Annotated in this window: 13 protein-coding genes and 2 pseudogenes; 6 read left to right on the forward strand and 9 right to left on the reverse strand. The window is 61.4% G+C overall.

Going from position 1 to position 15,865, the window contains the following annotated elements:
* The 8 genes and pseudogenes from AC13EK_RS07035 to AC13EK_RS07070 all read right to left on the reverse strand — a co-directional run.
* Positions 1-79 (reverse strand): annotated as a pseudogene (locus AC13EK_RS07035) (IS6 family transposase); the annotation flags it as partial.
* Positions 80-174: 95 nt separating this feature from the next.
* On the reverse strand, positions 175-450 hold the full coding sequence (locus AC13EK_RS07040) for an HU family DNA-binding protein (protein WP_122129149.1): 276 nt from the start codon (positions 448-450) through the stop codon (positions 175-177).
* A 126-nt stretch (positions 451-576) separates the two neighbouring features.
* Positions 577-1,764: a phospholipase A gene (locus AC13EK_RS07045; RefSeq protein ID WP_122129148.1), complete on the reverse strand. Its 1,188-nt coding sequence runs from the start codon at positions 1,762-1,764 to the stop codon at positions 577-579.
* On the reverse strand, positions 1,761-2,534 hold the full coding sequence (gene fabI, locus AC13EK_RS07050; RefSeq protein WP_122129147.1) for an enoyl-ACP reductase FabI: 774 nt from the start codon (positions 2,532-2,534) through the stop codon (positions 1,761-1,763). The genes AC13EK_RS07045 and fabI overlap by 4 nt, the downstream gene beginning before the upstream one ends.
* Complete coding sequence (locus AC13EK_RS07055) at positions 2,531-3,721, reverse strand: acetate/propionate family kinase (RefSeq protein WP_122129146.1); 1,191 nt, start codon at positions 3,719-3,721, stop codon at positions 2,531-2,533. Before AC13EK_RS07055 ends, fabI begins: the two co-directional genes overlap by 4 nt.
* Positions 3,718-5,169 carry a bifunctional enoyl-CoA hydratase/phosphate acetyltransferase gene (locus AC13EK_RS07060; RefSeq protein WP_234831428.1) on the reverse strand — a complete coding sequence of 484 codons (1,452 nt, stop codon included), beginning with the start codon at positions 5,167-5,169 and terminating at the stop codon, positions 3,718-3,720. Before AC13EK_RS07060 ends, AC13EK_RS07055 begins: the two co-directional genes overlap by 4 nt.
* Positions 5,170-5,171: 2 nt before the next feature.
* On the reverse strand, positions 5,172-6,923 hold the full coding sequence (locus AC13EK_RS07065; protein WP_122129145.1) for a PHA/PHB synthase family protein: 1,752 nt from the start codon (positions 6,921-6,923) through the stop codon (positions 5,172-5,174).
* Entirely contained in the window at positions 6,913-7,698 is a 786-nt protein-coding gene (locus AC13EK_RS07070; protein WP_483022105.1) for a TetR/AcrR family transcriptional regulator, read from the reverse strand. Before AC13EK_RS07070 ends, AC13EK_RS07065 begins: the two co-directional genes overlap by 11 nt.
* A gap of 116 nt (positions 7,699-7,814) precedes the next feature.
* On the opposite strand from AC13EK_RS07070, the gene phbB reads away from it, so the two are divergent.
* The 6 genes from phbB to AC13EK_RS07100 all read left to right on the forward strand — a co-directional run bounded on the left by phbB (position 7,815) and on the right by AC13EK_RS07100 (position 15,587).
* Positions 7,815-8,543: an acetoacetyl-CoA reductase gene (gene phbB / locus AC13EK_RS07075; protein WP_122129143.1), complete on the forward strand. Its 729-nt coding sequence runs from the start codon at positions 7,815-7,817 to the stop codon at positions 8,541-8,543.
* Between the two features lie 82 nt (positions 8,544-8,625).
* Positions 8,626-9,039 (forward strand): hypothetical protein, encoded by a 414-nt coding sequence (locus tag AC13EK_RS07080; RefSeq protein WP_122129142.1) that lies wholly within the window; start codon positions 8,626-8,628, stop codon positions 9,037-9,039.
* Positions 9,040-9,147: 108 nt separating this feature from the next.
* A complete protein-coding gene (locus AC13EK_RS07085) occupies positions 9,148-10,638 on the forward strand; it encodes an efflux transporter outer membrane subunit (RefSeq protein WP_122129200.1) in 1,491 nt (496 codons plus the stop codon).
* Positions 10,635-11,711, forward strand: coding sequence for an HlyD family secretion protein (locus AC13EK_RS07090; protein WP_122129141.1), 1,077 nt, complete (start codon positions 10,635-10,637; stop codon positions 11,709-11,711). Before AC13EK_RS07085 ends, AC13EK_RS07090 begins: the two co-directional genes overlap by 4 nt.
* A gap of 28 nt (positions 11,712-11,739) precedes the next feature.
* On the forward strand, positions 11,740-14,457 hold the full coding sequence (rbbA, locus tag AC13EK_RS07095) for a ribosome-associated ATPase/putative transporter RbbA (protein WP_122129140.1): 2,718 nt from the start codon (positions 11,740-11,742) through the stop codon (positions 14,455-14,457).
* 2 nt (positions 14,458-14,459) lie between these two features.
* Complete coding sequence (locus AC13EK_RS07100) at positions 14,460-15,587, forward strand: ABC transporter permease (protein ID WP_207080806.1); 1,128 nt, start codon at positions 14,460-14,462, stop codon at positions 15,585-15,587.
* Positions 15,588-15,781: 194 nt separating this feature from the next.
* Here AC13EK_RS07100 and AC13EK_RS07105 read toward each other — a convergent pair.
* Positions 15,782-15,865: pseudogene (locus AC13EK_RS07105) on the reverse strand (IS6 family transposase); the annotation flags it as partial.

The following is a 15,865-nucleotide window of genomic DNA, read 5'->3' on the forward strand; positions in this document are numbered from 1 at the left end:
TGATCGGATAGCGACAATACCAGCGCACCGCCCACAGGATCACATCACCCTGGAAATGGCGCCACTTGAAATCCGTCATCGTTCCGTCCGTCCAATCTCCGCCAAGCATGCTCAAGCTTCACGATTTTTGCAACAGAGCCCTGATGGATGCCCAGTTGACTGGCAGCGGGACAATTAGCCGTTCAGCTTGTCCTTGAGCGCCTTGGCGGGCGCAAAGCCCAGCTTCTTCGACGCTGCGATCTGGATCGTTTCGCCCGTGGACGGGTTGCGGCCTTCGCGTGCCGGGCTGTCCTTCACCTTGAACTTGCCGAAGCCGTTGAGGCTGATCTCTTCGCCGCTGGCGGCCGCATCGGCGATCGACGCGAAGACGAGATCGACGACAGCGCGGGCGTCAGCCTTGGTGCTGCCGGTCTGGCTGGCGATCTTGTCGGCCAGGTCATTATTGTTCACGGGAATCCTTTCCGCTCGTTGTTGGTGTGTTGCCCATAGTCACCTGCGCATGGCGACGCCATGGGCAATGCGCGCATCAAGCCCGCATTTGCCGAATAAATGGAATGGTTCGTCATGTTCGGCGCCTCACCGCACAACGGCCAGCCCGATGCGGAACCGGGTCGTGCGGCGGTCATAATCGAGCAGGTTCTCGCCATAGCCGTAGAAGCTTTGGCCAAAGAGATAGAAGTCGGGACCGCCACCCAATATCCGTCGCAGGGGATAGGACATGTCCGCCGAGACTGCGCCCTTGCCTGTCGACAGGTTGAAACGGGTGGAGGTGGAGAGGCGCAGTCCATTATCCTCTCCAACCTCCATAAAGAGGCTGCCATTGCCCCTGTATCTGCGAATGTCGGGATTGTCGGAGCGGTCGCCGACAAAGAGCCACGCACGTGGCGCCACGGTCAGGCGCCAGCCACCGCTCAGCGGGAAAGCCGCCATGGGCGCGACATAGATGCTGTTGATACTGCGCGAGGCATCGCCGTCCCGGCCGTTGGATTCATGGCGCAGGCCGATTTGCCCGCTTACCGTCGCCTTGCCCGCGATCGCGACAGGCTCCGACAGATAGAAAAGCTCGGGCTGGTAGTCGATGTTGCGGAAGGGCGATGATTCCGCACCCAGATCCCAGAACATACGCTGCGTGTATGCGAAGTAGAGGCCGTCCCGAAGGGATGCATGATCTTCTTCGCGGGCGCGGCTGCCGAAGAGTTGATATTTGAAGCTCAGCTGGATGCGCGCTTCGCTGTTCGTGCCCGGACCGTACACGGCGTAGATCGGTTCATAGGCCGACAAATTTTCGAGGAAGGCGTTGCCGACTGTCCGGTCTGCTGGCGGTGGCGCGGGCAGGGGGGGCGCCTGCGCCGCCACCTGTGCCGTTGCCTGCGTGGAAGGCGGAGCGACTTCGAGCGCGATCCTTTGATCGTTCCACGCGGGAACCGACAATATTTCGCCGGCACTGGACGAAGCGAGCCGGTATGCCGCCTTGGCGAAGCTGCCAGGTGCAAGCTCCAAGGAGGCAGGCGTAGACGAGGCGCGCTCCAGCCAGACCGCATGCGCAACGTCGTCTGCGGTGAGCGTGGCGGCGACGCGATCAGGCAGAACGACAGTTTTTTGGGTGTCTGAAGCGTTCAGCAGCCGAACGTCGACCTCGACATTTCCGCCAGCTTCGCGAAGCGCGGCGCGGCTGATCAAAATCTCGATGCCATCCTGAGCCATAGCAGGCGTCGCGATGAGGAGGGCGGCGGAAACCGCCGAAAGGATCGATGCGCGTGTCATGCGTGAAGATGCTGTCCGTTGTCGACCGGGATCACGGTGCCCGTGATCCGCTTTGCGGCGTCGCTGACAAGGAAGGCCGCGAGCGCGCCGACGTCAGCGATATCCACCAGTTGCCCCTGTGGAACCTGTGCCGCCGCGCGGTCCAGCAGTTCGTCGAAGCGGTCGATCCCGCTGGCCGCGCGCGTCGAAATCGGGCCGGGCGATATGGCGTGCGCACGAATACCCTTTGGTCCGAGTTCTGCAGCCATGTAGCGCGTTGCGCTTTCCAGCGCGGCCTTGACCGGACCCATCATATTATAATGCTCCACCACACGTTCGGAGCCGTAAAAGGTCACGCAGAGCAGGCAGCCCCCGTCCGTCATCAACGGCTCTGCCAGCTTCGCCATACGCAGAAAGCTGTGGCAGGATACATCCATCGCCATGGCGAAGCCGTCTGCCGAACTGTCGATCACCCGGCCATGCAGGTCATCCTTGGGTGCGAAGGCGATCGAGTGCAGCAGGAAGTCCAGACCACCCCAGCGTTTTTCAACTTCCGCAAAAAGTGCCTCCATCTGGCCCGGTTCGCGTACATCGCAGGGCGCGGTCCATTCGACGCCCAGCCTGTCCGTCACCGGTTGAACCCAATCCTGCGCCTTGCCGTTCACATAGGTGGCGGCAAGCCGCGCACCGCCGCGTGCAAACGCTTCGGCACAGCCGGAGGCGATGGAATGTTCGTTGGCGATGCCAATGACGAGGCCGCGTTTTCCGCGAAGGTCGATGATGGGGTTCACGGCTGCACTCCAAAGAGAACGGAAAGAGTGTGAAGGCAGATCATATGCTCCTCGTCGGTAGGGATGACGCGGACCTTTACAACGCTGTCATCGAAACTGATGGCCGGAGCGCCGGCCGCGTTGGCGATTTCGTTGATCTGGATACCAAGCCATTCGAGCCGCTGGCAGATACGGCTGCGTATGTCGGCCTGATGCTCGCCGATACCGGCCGTAAACACGATGCCATCCAGGCCGCCAAGGGAGGCCGTCAGGGCGGCGACCTCTCGTGCGGCACGCCAGACGAACAACTCTATTGCATCCGCAGCCTCGGCACGGTCGCTCGCTGCAAGTTCCCGCATGTCACTGGAAATGCCGGAAACGCCGAGCAGACCCGACTTGCTGTAGAGCATGGACTCCACCTCCGAAGCGCCCATGCCCATCTGCGTCTGGAGATGCAGTACAACGCCGGGGTCGAGCGCACCGCAGCGTGTTCCCATCATCAGTCCGTCGAGCGCGGTGAAACCCATCGTTGTGTCGACGCTTTTTCCGTCCGCCATGGCGCACATCGATGCGCCATTGCCCAGATGCGCCACGACCACGCGCCCGCGCGCCATGGCCGGGTCGATTTTGCGCAGTTGATGCGCGATATATTCGTAGGAAAGGCCGTGAAACCCATAGCGCCTGATCCCCTGATCGTGCAGCGCTCGCGGTAGGGCAAAGCGCGTGGCCAGCGGCGGGCGGTCATGGTGGAATGCGGTGTCAAAGCAGGCCACCTGTGGCAGTTCGGGCGCGATGGCGGCAATGGCGCGGATCGCTCCAAGGTTATGCGGTTGATGGAGCGGGGCGAGCGCACTGAGGCTTTCCAGCTCATCCAGCACCGCATCGTCAATCAGGCACGGTCGTGAGAAGTCTGTGCCGCCATGAACGACGCGATGGCCGATGGCGATCACCTCGCGTCCGTCGAGATGCTCTGTAGCCCAGGCAAAGAGCCAGGCGAGGAGGTCGGCATGCGTCAGCGCGGCTTCATCCCGCCAGTCATGCTCCTGCAGCAATGCTCCTGCAGCATCACGGATCGTCAGGCGCGGGGAAATACCGATGCGTTCGATCTTGCCGCCTGCCGAGAGAGTGGGCGTGCGGTCGTCATCGAGCGTGAAGAGGGCGAATTTGATGCTGGAGGAGCCAGCGTTGAGGCTGACAATCGCCTTCATGCGGGTGCCGCTCCGGACTGTGCTTCGGTTGTCTCTTCGGTGCCGGGCAATCCCGGCGCCGCCTTTGTCGCTGCGCGTGAGAGCAGTACCGCCACGGCGCAGGAGGCAAGCCGCGTGCGCAGACTGTCCGCCCGGCTGGTGAGGATGATGGGTACGCGGGCACCCAATACCACGCCCGCAGCATCCGCGCCGCCCAGAAAGGTCAGCTGCTTGGCCAGCATGTTGCCCGCCTCAAGGTCTGGCACGACAAGGATATCGGCTTTCCCGGCGACGCGCGAAACGATGCCCTTTTCCTTTGCGGCCGCTTCGCTGACGGCATTGTCGAACGCGAGCGGCCCATCGAGCAGCCCGCCCGTGATCTGGCCGCGGTCAGCCATTTTACAAAGAGCCGCCGCATCGAGGGTCGTCGGCATGGCGGGGTTGACGGTCTCTACTGCCGACAGGATCGCGACCTTTGGTTCCTTGCGACCAAGGACATGGGCAAGGTCGATGGCGTTGCGGATGATATCCGCCTTTTCCTCCAGATTCGGCGCGATGTTGATGGCCGCGTCGGTGATGATGAGCGGTTCCGGATGCCCCGGCACATCCATGACATAGGCGTGACTGATACGGCGTTCGGTACGAAGTCCGTTGGCACGCGATACGACCGCGCTCATCAGTTCGTCGGTGTGGAGCGACCCCTTCATCAGCAGGACGGCTTCACCCGAATGGATCAACCCGACCGCCTTTGCAGCGGAGTCATGGCTATGGGCGGTGGCCACCAGCCGGTATGCGGAAATATCCTTGCCCGCTTCCTTTGCCGCAGCGCGAATGCGCGCTTCGGGGCCGACAAGAATAGGATTGATCAGGCCCGCTTCGGCGGCCTCCACCGCTGCTGCGAGCGCCGCCGCCGAACAGGGATGGGCCACGGCCGTCAGTGCCGGATTGCCGGCAACAGCTTCTATCAGGCGATGATAGCCGTCATGATCGGACAGGCGGATATCGGGAAGCGCGACACGCGGGCGACGGATTTTCTCGGTCGGCGCTATGACTTCTGCTTCGCCCGCGATAACCGTTTCGCCATGCTGGTTTTCGCAACGGCAGTCGAGCAGGATGATATGTCTGTCGTCGTGCTTTTCCCTGACGGTCACCGACGCGGTTATGACATCCCCTATGCCAACCGGCCGTTTGAAACGGAGAGACTGGCTGAGGTAGATCGTGCCGGGGCCAGGCAGTTCCGTGCCCAGAACAGCGGAAATCAGGCCGCCGCCCCACATGCCGTGCGCAATGACCCGGCGAAAGAAATCCCCTTCGGCGAATTCAGGATCAAGATGCGCAGGGTTCACGTCGCCGGAGGCCAGCGCAAATACCTGAATGTCCTTCTTTGACAGCGTGCGGGTCACACTCGCCGTATCGCCTATCGCGATCTCGCCATAGGTTCGGTTCTCGATCGTGTCGGTATCGTCCAAGGCTACTTCTCCAGAACATAGCTGCCCGGCGCGTCGCCGAGCGTCGGATAACCCTTGTCCGCTGCGCCCATGGATGGCGGGGGTACGGATGCGCCGGAACGTGTGCCGAGCCATTCGCCCCACGCCGTCCACCACGACCCCTCCTGTCGGGGTGCGCGCTCCCGCCATGCCGTCGGGTCGAGCGGTGGACCGTCCATCTCGCGCGTCAGCACCTGAAAGTGCCGGTTCTTGCGGCCGGGCTCGGATACGATACCGGCATTGTGGCCGCCGCTCGTTAGGACGAAGGTTGTTTCCGCGCCGGTGAGCATGTGGATCTTATGCACCGACTTCCATGGCGCCACGTGATCGCGTTCTGTGCCGACAACGAAGAGCGGTGCACGGATCGCCGCCAGCGCGATCGTGCGGCCATCGACTTCATACTTGCCCTCGGCCAAGTCGTCATTGAGGAACAGGCGGCTGAGATATTCGCTGTGCATGGCGTAAGGCATCCGGGTGCCATCCGCATTCCACGCCATCAGGTCGATCATCGGCTCACGCTCGCCCAGCAGATATGTCTGAAGGACGTGTGACCAGAGAAGGTCGTTGGAACGCAGCAGCTGAAACGCGCCGCCCATCTGGCTGCTGTCGAGGAAGCCGTGGCTCCACATCATGTTTTCCAGGATGTTGAGTTGCGCCTCGTCGATGAAGAGCCCGAGTTCGCCCGGCTCGCTGAATTCGGTCTGCGCGGCGAGGAGTGTCATGCTTGCCAGGCGGGTGTCGCCATCGCGGGCCATTGCCGCCGCGGTGATCGACAGGAGCGTGCCGCCAAGGCAATAACCGGCAGCATGGACCTTTGCGCTGCCGGTGATCGCCGTGATCGCATCCAGCGCGGCGATCGGCCCGAGGCGGCGATAATCATCAAGGTCGAGGTCGCGATCCTGCGTGCCGGGATTGTGCCACGAGATCATGAAGACAGTGTAGCCTTGCCCCGTCAGCCATCGAACCAGCGAGTTTCCGGGCGACAGATCCAGGATGTAGTATTTCATGATCCAGGCGGGCACGATCAAAACCGGCTCTGGCCGGACCGTCTCTGTGGTCGGTTCATACTGGATGAGTTCCATGAGCCGGTTGCGGAAGACGACCTTGCCCCTTGCCGTGGCGACATTCTCGCCGACGACAAAATCCTCCGTGCCGACCGGGCGCTCTCCGCGCGCCGTGCGTTGCACATCCTCAAAGAAATGACGCATGCCGTCGGCCAGGCACTGGCCGCCGGTTTCCACTATTCTTTGTTGTACCACCGGGTTCGTGGCGATGAAGTTTGTCGGCGCAAACATGTCGAGCATCTGGCGTGCCGTGAACTCCATAATGTCTTCATGATGCCTGCTGACCCCGCCGATCCCGGTGGTCGCGGCGTGCCACCATTGCTGATTGAGAAGGAAGGACTGGGCGAGCAGATTGAACGGTGGCTGTTTCCAGGCGGCATCCGCAAATCGCCGATCCTGCGGCAGCGGTTCGATGGCCGGAGCGGCATCGGGATCCTTGGCGCTGCGCGCGACGAAATCCAGCATGCGAAGATATTTGCGGGACAGTTTCGCGCCGAGTTGAAGCTGCTTCCCCGGAGAACGGGCAAGATGCATCGCCCAGTCAGAGGCGGCGAGCGCAAGTGTCGAGGGTGAAAGGCCGAAAGTCGCCTGAGCGACGGCCGACGCGGCGGCTCTGTCCAGCACATCGCAAATACTGTCCAGCGGATCGGGGCGCTCTTGCTCAGCGGGCATGTGGCACCTCCCCATAGATCATCGTCCGTTGCTGCCGTGCGCCAAGAAGTGTTGCGGGATCATCTTCGGATGAGGCGCGAAGGGCAGGCACACCGCTGGCGAGCAGATCCAGCGTAGCGTCAATGAACGCCGTCTTTTCCTCGGCTGTGTTCGACAGGCCGCCCTGCCGCAGGATGCGTCGCTGGGGGATCGTTACAAGCGCGTCAAACAGGAAGCCGGCAACGAAGTCGATTTGCTCCGGCGTCGCTTCCGACACCCCAGGGTCGCTCCGTAAAATGTTTTGAAACGCGCTGACCCAGTGGTCGATTACGCGCTGATATGTCCCGTCTTCCAGATCGGGTTCCAGGCGACGCAGTTCCTCCCTGAGCCCCATGAATGCCAGCGCTCTTGGTGTGGTGGTCGCCTCGACAAGAATGTTGGCAAGGAAGGCCATCTTTCTTCGAACATTCCCTTGCGGCAGTGGCGTGTCCACAAGAGCCGCAAAATAGCCTATTTCCTGTTCGCGAATGGCCAAGAGCAAGCCGCGCTTCGACCCGAAGCGCTGATAGAGCGTACGTTTGCTGACCTGCGCCGCCGCAGCCACGGCATCCATGCTCGTTGCTTCGTAGCCGCGCAGGAAAAACTGCTGGGTCGCGACCTCCAGAATATGGGTGCCCAGCAATGTGGTGATGGAGCCGGGCGGCCGGCCAATTCTCGAGTGCGGTGCGGGTATCTGGGGCTGTCCCGGTATGGCTTTGCCCATTTCTTTTTCCTCGGTGCGCGAATGCAGAATCATAGGCTGGAATATGACCTGAAGCGATATATACACTTATACGTATACATACTGATTCCTGCGTGCCGATGGAAAGAGTGAAAGGCGATCATCCGAGCGACAAAGGAGCTGAGTTCTCGATGACTGGAATCGCGATCGTAACAGGCGGGACACGCGGCATAGGTGCCGCGGTCACGAAGGCCTTGAAAAAAGAAGGATATCAGGTCGCAGCCATCTATCACGGCAACGATGTGGCGGCTGAGCGCTTTGCTCGGGAAAATGCTGTGCCGATATTCAAATGGGATGTTTCGGACGAGGCGGCCTGCCTCGAGGGCACTGCGCGGGTTGAACAGGAACTCGGCCCTGTTTCCGTTCTTGTGAATAATGCAGGAATCACACGCGACGTGATGTTTCACAAGATGAAGTGGGAGGATTGGCGGGCCGTACTGTCCACCAATCTCGATTCCATGTTTGCGATGACGCGGCCTGTGATCGAGGGCATGCGCGAGCGGCGTTCCGGCCGCGTCATCAATATTTCGTCGATCAATGGCCAAAAGGGGCAGGTCGGGCAGGTCAACTACTCTTCCGCGAAGGCTGGCGTGATCGGCTTCACCAAGGCGCTGGCGCAGGAAAACGCCGCACGCGGCATCACGGTCAACGCAGTGTGCCCCGGTTATATCGACACTGATATGGTCGCTATGGTTCCGGATGAGGTCAAAGCGAAGATCGTGTCCACGATTCCGGTGGGTCGCCTTGGGGCGCCCGATGAAATCGCCTCTGCTGTGACCTGGTTGGTTTCTCCAATGGCCAGTTTTTGCACCGGATCGGTCCTTACCGTGAACGGTGGGCAATATATTGCCAATGGGTGATGCTGCGCTTTCACCTACCTTACGGGGGCATCAATCCCCGCGTCTCCACGTAACCTTGAACTGACCTGAAAGGATTTTTCAGATGAGCTATCCCTTCGATCAATGGACGACTGTTGCCGGTGCGAACCGGGACCTGCTTTTGAAATATGCCGAGATCATGCGGCATGCGGGCGAACGCCAGGCGAGCATCGCGACGCATACGCTTGCGATCCTGTCGCCCAAGAACGGCGAACAGGCGCAACCTGTGCATGCGCCGAACTTCTCCGGATTCTCGGAGATATGGCAGGAAATCGAACAAAACCGGCAAGCGACCATGGAAGAAACCAGGGCAGCCTTCAAAGCGTGGCAGGCGGACGTCGGCCATTGCTTTGAGGCCGACGCCGGCCGTCAACAGCTCGCTGCAGCCTTTGAGACATGGACATCATCCTTGTCGAAGTTGTGGCCCGGTGCTGCCGCAGGCGAGAAAGGCAAAGCCGAGAAAAAGCCGGCGTCCTGATGATTGCTTGAGTCAGAGTCATGGACCTCTCCTTCCATATTTCATGAGGGCTAGGAGGTGCGTGTGCAGGCTGGCTGGAACTTGATCGTGGCGTCAGAAAGGGACGATGTGCGGCACAAATTTGGTTTTGGAACAGGGGAGGCCCGAAGAGGGTGGCAAGCGTCACGGGCCGCCTGCGCGCTTGCTGTTTTCGGCTTTCTTTCGGGATGTTCATTCGCGCCGGACCATGTGCGACCGGCCCAGCCGGTCCCTGCTGTCTATAATGCGGAGACCGTACCCGGCAGGGCGATCGCATATTTGGGCTGGCGTGATTTTTTTCGCCATGCCGAGCTCCAGCATCTGATCGAGGAAGCGCTTGCGAACAATCGTGATGTCCGCATTGCGGCTACGCGGGTGGCGGAGGCACGCGCGGCCTGGCGTATCGAGGGGGCGTCCCTGTATCCTCAACTCGATGCTGTGGGAACGGGCACGCGGGGACGTACGCTGTTCAACCTGCCGACGGTCGGGGCCACACCGGTCGATGTGAAACAGATCAGCGCGCAGTTGAGCGCCAGCTGGGAAATCGACTTTTGGGGGCGTCTGCGGAATCTGCGCGATGCCGCGCGGTGGCAATATCTTGCCACGGAAGAAGCCCGCAGGGGTGTTGCTACCAGTCTGATCGCGCAGGTGGCCAATGGCTATCTGCTCGAGCGCGAATATGAGGAACGTGTCGCGCTCGCAAAGGATTCCATCGGAACACGCGAAGAGTCCCTGCGCATCATGCGCCGACGCTTTGACGTTGGTTCCGGTTCAAAGCTGGACATGATGCAGGCACAGATCCTGCTGGCACAGGCGCAGGCAACGTTGCAGGGGCTGGAGCAGGATCGCGTCGTCAATCGCAATGCCCTGGCGCTGTTGGTAGGACGGCCGGTGGACATTTCGCCGGGCAGACTTTCCCTTGCGGACGTGCCAGAAAACATGGTCCTGCCGGCCGGGTTGCCTTCGGATCTGCTGACCAATCGTCCGGACATTGTTGCCGCCGAGTATCAATTGCGCGCGGCCAACGCCAATATCGGCGCTGCCCGTGCTGCCTTTTTGCCCAACATCAGTCTGACGGGTGCCTATGGCACCATGAGCGACGAACTGGACGGACTGTTTTCAGCCGGAAGCAAGGCGTGGACCTTTGCACCGACCATAGCCCTGCCGCTCTTCAATGCCGGTCGACTGAAGGGCAATCTGGACGTGGCGAAGGCGCGGGAAGAACGCGCCGTCGCCGAGTATGAGCGTACGGTGCAGGCTGCGTTTCGTGACGTTTCCGACGCGCTGGTGCAGCGTCGGCAGTTGCAGCTTCAGATCGGTACGACACGCACGATGCTCGATGCGCAACGCGAACGCGCGCGGCTCGCGCTGCTCCGCTTTGACAATGGGCGATCGGCCTATCTGGAGGTTCTGGACGCGCAGCGCGATCTGTTCGACGCGGAACAGGCGCTCGTCCGGCTTCGGCGCGCCGAACTGGCGAGTATCGTCGCGCTCTATTCAGCGCTGGGCGGCGGTTTTGTCGCTGACCAGACTTTTGACAACGGCCCTCAGGGCAACACTGATGGGGGATCCAATCCATGACGCAGCCGACGAAGAAGACCTGGCTTATCAGGGGAGGGATCGTGGCAGCCGTGGCCGCAATAGGGCTTCTGCTCTGGTCGCTGCTGAAGCCGTCGGCGCTGCCGGAAGGCATCGTCGGCGGGAACGGGCGGATCGAGGCGCTGGAGATCGACATTGCCGCCAAAAGCCCGGGCCGCATTCGCGATATCGTCAAGGACGAGGGCGAACTGGTCAATGCGGGCGACGTGGTGGCGCATATGGATGTCGAGACGCTGAATGCGCAGTTGTCCGAAGCGCAGGCGCAACTGGCGCAGGCCCTGAACAATGTCCAGATCGCCGAAACGCAGGTCGGCCAGCGGCAAAGCGAGCATGCAGCCGCGGTGGCGACAGTCCGCCAGCGGGAAGCAGAGCTCAATGCCGCGCGTAAGCGCCTTGCCCGGTCCGAAACGCTGGCGCGTGAGGGCGCAACGCCGGCGCAGGAGCGCGACGACAATCAGGCGGCCGTCGAAGGGGCGGCGGCAACCGTCGAGGCGGCCAAAGCGCAACTGGCATCGACGCAGGCCGGAATCGCTGCGTCGCGCAGTCAGGTGATCGGCGCGCGCTCCAACGTCGATGCGGCGCGCGCGACGATCGTGCGGATAAAGGCAGACATCAACGATGCCGATCTGCGCGCGCCGCGCGGTGGCCGGATCCAGTATCGCGTGGCGCAGCCGGGCGAGGTTGTGGCCGGCGGCGGACGCGTGATGAACCTGGTCGACCTGTCGGATGTGTATATGACCTTCTTCCTGCCGGAAACGACCGCCGGGCGTGTCGGCATCGGTAGCGAGGTTCGTCTCGTGCTCGATGCCGCTCCACAATATGTCATTCCGGCGAAGATCAGTTTCGTCGCCGACGTTGCGCAGTTCACGCCCAAGTCGGTGGAAACGGAGAGCGAGCGCCAGAAGCTGATGTTCCGGGTGCGCGCAAAAATCGATCCCGCGCTTCTGCGCCGTCACATCGCGCAGGTGAAGACCGGGTTGCCAGGCATGGCCTATGTCCGTGTCGATCCCAACACGCCCTGGCCAGCCAGTCTTTCCAATCTTGTGAAGGAATAGGCCAGTGGCCTTGTCTGCGGAACGCCCGATGGTCGTTCGCCTTGCACAGGTGCGCCTGCGCTATGGCAAGGCGGAAGCGCTGCGCGGGATCGACCTGGATATAGAAGCCGGCCGAATGATCGGCGTCATCGGCCCCGATGGTGTGGGCAAGTCCAGCCTGTTCGCGCTGATCGCCGGCGCGCGCGCAGTGCAGGAGGGGACGGTCGAGGTTCTGGGCGGCAACATTGCCGACAGCGACCATCGGGATGCCGTCTGCCCGCGCATCGCCTATATGCCGCAGGGGCTGGGCAAGAACCTCTACCCCACGCTGTCGGTAGAAGAGAATCTGCAGTTCTTCGCGCGCCTCTTTGGCCACAGCGCAGAGGAACGCCGGCGACGCATCGACGATCTTACCCGGAGCACCGGCCTGTATTCCTTCCTGTCCCGCCCGGCGGGCAAGCTGTCAGGCGGGATGAAGCAGAAACTGGGGCTTTGCTGTGCGCTGATCCACGACCCAGACCTGTTGATCCTTGACGAGCCGACCACCGGTGTCGACCCGCTGGCGCGCGCGCAGTTCTGGGACCTGATCGCCCGTATCCGCAAGCAGCGCCCCGGCATGAGCGTGATCGTGGCGACCGCCTATATGGACGAGGCGCAGCGTTTCGACTGGCTCGTCGCGATGGACGATGGTGCAGTGCTGGCCACCGGCACACCCGCCGAAATCCTTGAACGTACGGGCTCCGACAATCTTGAGGCGGCGTTTGCTGAGTTGTTGCCCGAGGAAAAGAAGCGCGGGCACAAGCCGGTGATCATTCCGCCGCTCGACGTTGACGAGAATGACATCGCCATCGAAGCCCAGAATCTGTCGATGCGCTTCGGCGACTTTGTCGCGGTCGATCATGTCAGCTTCCGCATCCGGCGGGGCGAGATATTCGGCTTCCTTGGCTCCAACGGTTGCGGCAAGTCGACGACGATGAAGATGCTGACGGGCTTGTTGCCAGCCAGCGACGGGCAGGCCTGGCTGTTCGGCAACGTGGTTGATCCGCGTGACATGGCGACGCGCGGCAGGGTTGGCTATATGAGCCAGGCCTTCTCGCTCTACAGCGAGCTGTCGGTCCGGCAGAATCTTGAGCTGCATGCCCGGCTGTTCCATGTGGCTGCCGACGAAATACCGGGCCGGGTCGAAGAGATGGCGGCGCGGTTCGGGCTGGAGCCTGTGATGGACGATCTGCCCGAGCGCTTGCCGCTCGGTATCCGTCAGCGCCTTTCCCTGGCCGTCGCGATGGTTCACAAACCCGAGTTGCTGATCCTCGACGAGCCCACCTCCGGCGTCGATCCTGTTGCACGCGATGCGTTCTGGAGGCTGCTCGCCGAACTGTCGCGGCGCGACAAGGTGACGATCTTCATTTCCACCCACTTCATGAATGAAGCGGAACGGTGCGATCGCATGTCGATGATGCATGCGGGCAAGGTGCTGGACAGCGACGTTCCGGCGAAGCTTGTGGAAAAGCGGGGCGCAAAGACACTCGAAGAAGCGTTTATCGGCTATCTGATCGAGGCAACGGGCGAGAGCGAGGTCGAAGCGGAAGAGGTGACGCCGGATCAAGCCCGGGTCGTCCATGAGCCGCTTCCCGTGAAGCAAAGTTTCAGTCTCCAGCGCATGTTGAGCTATGTCTGGCGTGAGGTGCTCGAACTTCAGCGTGATCCCGTGCGGGGCACATTGGCGCTGGGCGGCACGGTCATATTGATGCTGGTGATGGGCTTCGGAATAACGCTGGACGTCAACGACCTGCGCTATGCCGTGCTCGACCGGGATCAGAGCAGTGTGAGCGAGCGCTACCAGCTCGACATTTCCGGATCACCCTATTTCACCCAACGACGTCCGATTACAGACTATGACGACCTCGATCGGCGGATGAAGAATGGCGAACTGGCGCTGGCCATAGAGATACCACCCAATTTTGGCCGCGATGTGCAACGCGGCCAGGATGTTGCCATCGGTGCATGGTTCGATGGCGCGATGCCGCAACGCGCGGAAACGGTGCAGGGGTATATCCAGGGCATGCACCAGCACTGGCTGGCCGACCAGATGCGTATGGCCGGCATTTCCGGGACAGCTGGATCCGTATCGGTTGAAAATCGCTTTCGTTACAATCCCAACGTCACCAGCCTGCCTGCGATGGTACCGGTCGTCATTCCGCTATTGCTGCTGATGCTGCCGGCCATGCTGACGGCTTTGGCGGTGGTGCGAGAGAAAGAGACCGGTTCCATCATCAATCTGTATGTCACGCCAGTGACGCGATCGGAATTCCTGCTTGGGAAGCAGCTCCCCTATATCGCGCTCGCCATGATCAATTTTGCGGTCATGTTCCTTATGGCGATCTTCCTGTTCAACGTGCCGCCGACCGGTAACGTGATGGCGCTTGTCACGGCGGCATTGCTATTCTGCGTGATATCGACGGGCATGGGGCTGTTGGCGTCGGCGGTTACGCAAAGCCAGATCGCAGCGATGTTCCTTGCCATGATGGGTACGCTGATTCCGACCATTACCTATGGTGGCATGCTTGATCCCGTATCCTCGCTCGAAGGCGGGGCTCGGATCATCGGCGAAATATATCCCTCGGGTCACATGTTCACGATCAGTCGAGGTATTTTCAACAAGGCGTTGGGTTTCGCCGACTTGCTCGGAGCCTTTTGGCCATTGCTGATTACCGGGCCTTTGATCATCGGCGTGGCTACTATGCTCCTTGCAAAGCAGGAGCGTTGATCATGCGCCGGAAGTTCGCGAATATCTATCGGCTGGGCGTCAAGGAGCTGTGGAGCCTGTGGCGGGATCCTACCATGCTGTTCCTTATCATCTTCATGTTCACTTTCGCAGTCTATTCGGCCGCTACAGCCTCTCCCGAAAGCCTGCACAGGGCATCGATCGCTATCGTGGATGAGGACAGTTCGCCGCTCTCCCAGCGGATCGCTTCGGCCTTTTACCCGCCGCAGTTCGTAAAGCCTGTCATGATCGCGCCAGCACAGATCGACCCCGGCATGGACGCGGGCGTCTACACTTTCGTGCTGCACATTCCATCGGGCTTCCAGCGCGACGTCCTGGCGGGGCGATCGGCCGAAATACAGTTGAACACGGACGCCACGCGGATGACGCAGGCCTTTTCCGGCAGCGGTTATATCCAGCAGATCGTGTTGAGCGAGGTTGAAGAATTCAGGACGCGGTATCGCGGAGAAAGTTCTTTGCCGGTACGTCTGGAACTGCGTGCCCGCTTCAATCCCACGCTGGATAAAAGCTGGTTCGGCGCGCTGTCCCAGATCATCAACCACATTGCGATGCTGTCGATCATCCTGACGGGTGCAGCACTGATCCGCGAACGGGAGCATGGCACGATCGAGCATTTGCTGGTCATGCCCGTGACGCCGTTTGAGATCATGCTCAGCAAGGTATGGTCGATGGGGCTGGTTGTGTTGCTGGCCGCTTTCATATCACTTCAACTGGTCGTCAGGGGCGCACTGGGCGTGCCGGTGGCCGGCTCTCAGCTGCTCTTCTTTGCGAGCGCTGCGCTGGTTCTGTTCGCGACGACATCACTCGGCATATTCATGGCGACGATCGCCCGGAACATGCCGCAATTCGGCATGCTGTCGGTTCTGGTACTGTTGCCGCTCCAGATGCTCTCGGGCGGTACGACCCCGCGCGAGAGCATGCCCGAATTCGTTCAGAACGTCATGCTCGTCGCGCCGACGACGCACTTCGTGCAACTGGGGCAGGCCATCCTGTTCCGTGGCGCAGGCATCGATGTCGTATGGCCGCAAATGCTGGCGGTCACCGCGATCGGCACCGTATTTTTCGTTATCGCGTTGAGGCGTTTCCGCAAGACCATCGCATCGATGGCCTGAAGCAGCAGCTAGACATCCAGCCGCTGCTTCACGTCCGTCAGGAAATCGACATGCGCATCGGCGGTTGTATAGCCCCGATACATCGTGCCGACGCTGGCATGCGTGCCGCCGGCGTCACGCCAGCGGCGCAGCGTGTCGAGGGCTCTGTTGCAAAGATTGGCGGCAGTCAGAGGTAGGCTGTCGCTCTGCGCCGATCAGGCGGCTGCTGCGAAATGGTGGTTGAGCATGCCCATGGCCTCCGTCAGCGCCGAGGGCCCAATGCCAAAAGCTCTCTCCAC

This window comes from Sphingobium sp. L-44 (assembly GCF_056859495.1).